Consider the following 5,078-nt stretch of genomic DNA (forward strand, 5'->3'; position numbering starts at 1 on the left):
CTATGGGGCGCAAGTCTTGCAGTCATTCTGATCTGGAAGCAACTGAATCAAAACAACGTCTGGCTGATTCGTTTCTTGGTAGGACTCGTCGTAACCTTAATTCTCACAGGCTACTGGGGCGCTCATTTCCCAAACATCGTGGAGCTTTCCAACGGCAGCAGTATCACCTGGCACGAAACCATAGCCCCTAAACCCACACTCGATGCCCTTGCCGGCGCACTGATCGGTGGCTCTTTTCTAATTCTCCCCGGCCTCTTCTATCTCTTCAAAATCTTTAAGGCTCCGGCCAAGCACTAAAAACCGGCAACATCCATCGTCAAGCACTCACCATGCATACCCATGACAATATTAAGCTTGTTCGGAACATCACTCAGCTCATATCTAAAGAAATAACGAGCGGCGCTTATTTTACCACCATAGAACCCGCTCGCTTTTCCAGAAGTCTCATCCAGCTTACCTTGAGCAACCAATGCTTGCTCTAGCCAGATCCAGGCCACAACTGTGTGCCCAAAAGCTTCCAGAAATAACGATGCGTCTGCCAGCGCTTTTCGCAGTTCACCTTTAGCCGCAGCTTGTCCTACAGTAGCAATACAAGCCTGGACTCGTTGGGTAACGTCTCCCAGCTGAGTCGCTAAGCCTGCGAGATCTGGGTTTGATGCTGCCCGCTTCATCGTCTCTTGCATTCTTCCCGCCAGCACCATCAACGATTGGCCACCGTCGGCTAGAATCTTCCGGCCCAAGAGATCGAGACCTTGAATCCCATTGGTTCCCTCGTGAATGGCATTAAGACGGTTATCTCGGTAAAACCGCTCCACCGGGTAATCTCGGGTATAACCGGCGCCACCGAGAACCTGAATGGCTTGGTCATTGGCCTCCAGGCAATAACGCGAAGGCCACGCTTTGGCGACAGGCGTCAGAATATGAAGCATCTTCTTGGCCTCATCTCTTTTGCCAGAATCAGGGTGATGCTCAGCTTCATCGATTAGCTTTGCAGCATAAAGACCCAGTGCCAAACCACCCTCCACAAAAGATTTCTGCTTCAAGAGCATTCTCTTTACGTCGGCATGTTCAATAATAGGAACTTGAGGCGACGAGGGGTCACGATTATCCGGATGCCGTCCCTGAGGCCTTTCACGCGCGTAATCCAGAGAACAGAGGTATCCGCCATAGCCCAGCATCGTTGCTCCGAAGCCAACGCCAATGCGGGCTTCATTCATCATATGGAACATGGCCCTTAACCCTTGATGCTCCTTACCCACCAACTCACCTCGACAAGTCCCGCCTTCTCCGAAGTTAAGTAGAGTATTCACAGTGCCACGAAACCCCATCTTATGGTTAAGACCCGCCAGCACCACGGCATTGGAGTCTCCATTTTCTAGGTACTTCGGTACGACGAAAAGTGAGATCCCCTTCACACCATCCGGTGCACCTGGGAGCTTCGCCAGCACCAAGTGAATGATGTTTTCGCAGAGGTCATGGTCACCGCCCGAGATCCACATTTTCGTTCCCGTGATCTCATAGCTGCCATCATCCTTCGGCACGGCTCGTGTCTGGAGGTCAGCAAGAGAGGATCCTGCCTCTGGTTCAGACAGACACATGGTCCCGAAGAATCGGCCTTCAAGGATTGGTCGCATGTAATTCTCTTTTTGAGACGCGCTACCCCATGCTTCCAAGAGATTGGCTACTCCCACACTTAAAAGAGGATAACCAGCGGTTGAAATATTAGCCCCATAAAAGAGACCTTGTGCCGCCTGGGCCAAGACCCATGGCAGTTGCATCCCGCCTTCTTCTGCGTCCCGGTGCGCGGCCATAAAGCCAGCCGCAACGTAGGCGTCAAGTGCCTGCTTCACCTCGGGAATCAGCTGAACCTTACCATCTTTTAGGTGAGGCTCGTTTTCATCAAGTTTATGGGCATGGGTTTCAAACTCTTCGCGAGCAATTGCGTGCGCCGTATCCAGAACCGCATCAAAGGTTTCTTGGTCATGTTCTTGGAACCTGTCCCACTGACAGAGAGCATTCACATCAAGCCAATCGTACAAAACAAATGCTAGATCGGTTCGGTTTATAATAAAGCTCATGTCCATTTCCTCTCGTGGCTCAGCAGCCATCTCTTTTTACTCAAGCCCCCGGCGTATCCACCCAGGGTTCCACTTGCACCAATAACCCGGTGGCAAGGAACTGCCAAGGCTATTGGGTTAAGACCGTTGGCACCGCCCACAGCACGTGATGCCTTAGGAGCGTGAATGCTTATCGCAATATCTTTGTACGAGCAGGTCGTTCCTGGGGCGATGGCCCCCAAAGCTCGCCATACCTTCTCCTGAAATGGGCTGCCCTGCGTAAGTAGTGGTACCCCAGAGAAAGCGTTAAGATCCCCTGCAAAATATGCCGCAACACGACTCGGCATCTCAGTGGACGCCACCCCAGTCACGAAACGGTAAAATCCGAACCTCTTCGCAAGGAGGCGGTTGAGGCGCTCTTCAAAGCCCTCAAAATCCAGACTGCATAGCTTTTCTTGAGACGTTACGAGTACGACCTTACCCAGGGGTGTAGCAACCGACTCTCTCACTAATTCCATGAAGATTTATTAGCCGGAATTCTTTATATTGGAAACATTCAGCTCAATAATATTTGACCGCTTCAACTGATAAAGAGTCACTTTTTCGTGAAACCCTTTGAGGTCAAAATCCCCCGCCACAATGTACATGTCACTAGGCAAGAGTGAGGCTACCTCGTCAGACATGAAGACACACCCTGGGACACATGCTGTCTCAATACGAGATGCTCGGTTTACAGTGCTGCCAATGGCGGTGTAGTCAATGCGACGGTCGCTTCCTAAGTTACCTACTAAAGCGGGACCTCGGTGAATCCCGATCCGCATCGATAGAGATGGCAGGCCTTCTTCATTCCACTTTTTATTCAAGATTCTTAGCTGGGCCATCATACCTAAAGCTGTAGCCGATGCCTGACGTGCCTGTATCTTGGGTGTCGATTCAACGGGAGCTCCAAACATCACCATTATGGCATCACCGATAAACTTATCGATGGTTCCGCCGTTATCAAAAATGACATCACCCATCGCCGTAAAATATTCGTTTAAGAGGCGCGCGATGGTTTGCGTACCTATTTTTTCAGATAGACTCGTAAAACCCACAAGGTCAGTAAAGATGATTGTCACATCCAGATGCTTGGGTGAATCATTCATCTTTCGGTCGCCCTCTAAAATTTCATCGATCAGCATCGGGGGCAAATAGCGCTTCAGAACATTTTCAGTGATATCACGATTGAGTTCCTCAACTTTTACCTGGGCCGTCACCGCGGCGTCCTGGGCTTCCTCGGCCTCCCAGGTGCGTGCCTCAAGCTCCCGCGTCTTCTTCAAAACCTCGCTCTCTAAGTTTGCCGTTAGGTGTTCAGCGGTCTCGAGAGCCTGACTGTGGCGCTCTGCAATAATCCTGGCATTGATGAAAATAAAGACAATCAAACCCAAGGGTGAGAGCATCGGCGTTGTTAAAACATCCGCCCCAGCAAACACATCGTTCACGCCGGTTAGCATAATCAATAAAAAACCTGCAGCGAGTCTTTTAGAACCAGACTTCTTCGCCCGAACCGCTCGAAATAGAGCATAGAGCGCAAACACGCTGGTGGCTGCAAAAAGCGCGTGAACGTAAAAGAACCACGATGAAATAGCCAAGGCACCGCCAAACGGAGTGGCCGCGACCAGGCAAATAACAATACTGGCCATCACACGCATCCAAGGTTCCCACATCATGTCTGGAAACAAGGTTGAAATGTAACGGTAACAAACCAAAAGAACAATTGCGTAGCTTGCGTAATCCAGCTGAACCTTCAACTGATAGAGCCATTCATGAGGTTCGCTGAACCATAGGTCAATAAAACCATGCACCACAAAAAATCGAAAAAACATAATGAGGCACATCAATGCAAAGTAAAGACTGCTGCGATCTGTGGTACGCGAAAAGAAAAGCATGAGGTGATAAAAAGCCACGAAGATTAAAATACCGAGCACAAAGAAGTGGCGCTGGGCATCCATTTGCTTACGTGAAATCAGCGCTTGAAGCTCCCCCACATAAGGTGCTCGATTCAAACCACCCTCACCGCCGTCGTATTTTGCGATTTCCACCACGAGCTGTGCTTGATTAAAGGCGCGTTTGTGAATGGGGAAGACCGTTCGCCTATGCTGATGAATCGCTTTTCGAGAATCCTTCGAAAACTTGCCAATATGACCCAGCTCAACGACTTCACCATCAGGCCACACCACACTCGCCCGTGCGGAGGAACGCACTGAAACAAAGTCTATTCCGAGGTCAAGAGGACAGCTTCCCTGAAAGAGAAGATTGAGACGGTAGGTTCCGTAGCCAAAATGCGGCCAAGGTGAACCGCCGGCTTGGTCAGTCTCACCCCATATCGATGGTATACGTAGAATTTCGGATTCAGGCGCGCCTTCGCTCCAAACCACACCAGGGCTGTTCTCCATCCACTCAAAGCTCCAAGAACCAGCCAGTGAGATGGGTTCACCATGGGATATTTCAATACAGTCGATGGTTTGCTTTGCAACTTCTGCCTGCCCGCTCGCAGGAACCCCAAATGCCGCTAGAAATACTAAGCATCCGATGGAACTAAAAAAACGAACGGTTTGCTTCACACAGAAACTGTAACAGCGCGCAGGAAACGATGTAAGCCCTTAAGAAAAAATGTCTTTTTCTTCCTCGTAGCGCTCACGAGTCTTCTCTACCAGCCCCTCAATTTGGGCATCGGACAAGGCCAATAGCTTTTGAGCGGGGGTATCTAAAATCAAATCTTTTTCGAGACCGGTTGAGTTGATACCCAGATGATTCGTAATCATATCGGCAACATGGACAACGCAAGACAGCTCACGACCACTTTCCGGGACAGCGTCCAGATCCTCGAGATGATGGTGCCATAAAATCGCATTCACTTGATGCATCGGCAGCTCCCACTGCATCAACATGACGCCTCCCACAGCCGCGTGGTGGCAACCAAAAGCCTCTTCCTCGGCCACCCAGGATTCAATGCCCTCTTTAGCCATCCGGGCAACGACC

At 50.3% G+C, this 5,078-nt stretch carries 5 protein-coding genes; 1 reads left to right on the forward strand and 4 read right to left on the reverse strand.

Features of this window, described 5'->3' with window-relative positions:
• Positions 1-297, forward strand: a 297-nt coding sequence (locus HOK28_22865) for a cytochrome d ubiquinol oxidase subunit II (protein ID MBT6435951.1), incomplete at its 5' end; no start/stop codon positions are given.
• Here the strand turns inward: HOK28_22865 and HOK28_22870 are convergent.
• From HOK28_22870 to HOK28_22885, 4 genes are all read right to left on the reverse strand, one after another.
• Positions 294-2,078, reverse strand: coding sequence for an acyl-CoA dehydrogenase (locus HOK28_22870; GenBank protein ID MBT6435952.1), 1,785 nt, complete (start codon positions 2,076-2,078; stop codon positions 294-296). The two genes, HOK28_22865 and HOK28_22870, sit on opposite strands and share 4 nt — an antisense overlap.
• Positions 2,075-2,575 (reverse strand): methylated-DNA--[protein]-cysteine S-methyltransferase, encoded by a 501-nt coding sequence (locus tag HOK28_22875; protein ID MBT6435953.1) that lies wholly within the window; start codon positions 2,573-2,575, stop codon positions 2,075-2,077. Before HOK28_22875 ends, HOK28_22870 begins: the two co-directional genes overlap by 4 nt.
• Before the next feature lie 9 nt (positions 2,576-2,584).
• On the reverse strand, positions 2,585-4,660 hold the full coding sequence (locus HOK28_22880; GenBank protein MBT6435954.1) for an adenylate/guanylate cyclase domain-containing protein: 2,076 nt from the start codon (positions 4,658-4,660) through the stop codon (positions 2,585-2,587).
• Between the two features lie 39 nt (positions 4,661-4,699).
• Positions 4,700-5,078, reverse strand: a 379-nt coding sequence (locus tag HOK28_22885) for an HDOD domain-containing protein (GenBank protein MBT6435955.1), incomplete at its 5' end; no start/stop codon positions are given.

The sequence above is a fragment of the Deltaproteobacteria bacterium genome (assembly GCA_018668695.1).
Taxonomy (GTDB): Bacteria; Myxococcota; XYA12-FULL-58-9; order XYA12-FULL-58-9; family JABJBS01; genus JABJBS01.

What these genes read in the sequence shown, in the direction of transcription:
- HOK28_22870 (MBT6435952.1), bottom strand. Translation starts at nt 2,078, where the DNA reads ATGAGCTTTATTATAAACCGAACCGATCTAGCATTTGTTTTGTACGAT.
- HOK28_22875 (MBT6435953.1), bottom strand. Translation starts at nt 2,575, where the DNA reads ATGGAATTAGTGAGAGAGTCGGTTGCTACACCCCTGGGTAAGGTCGTA.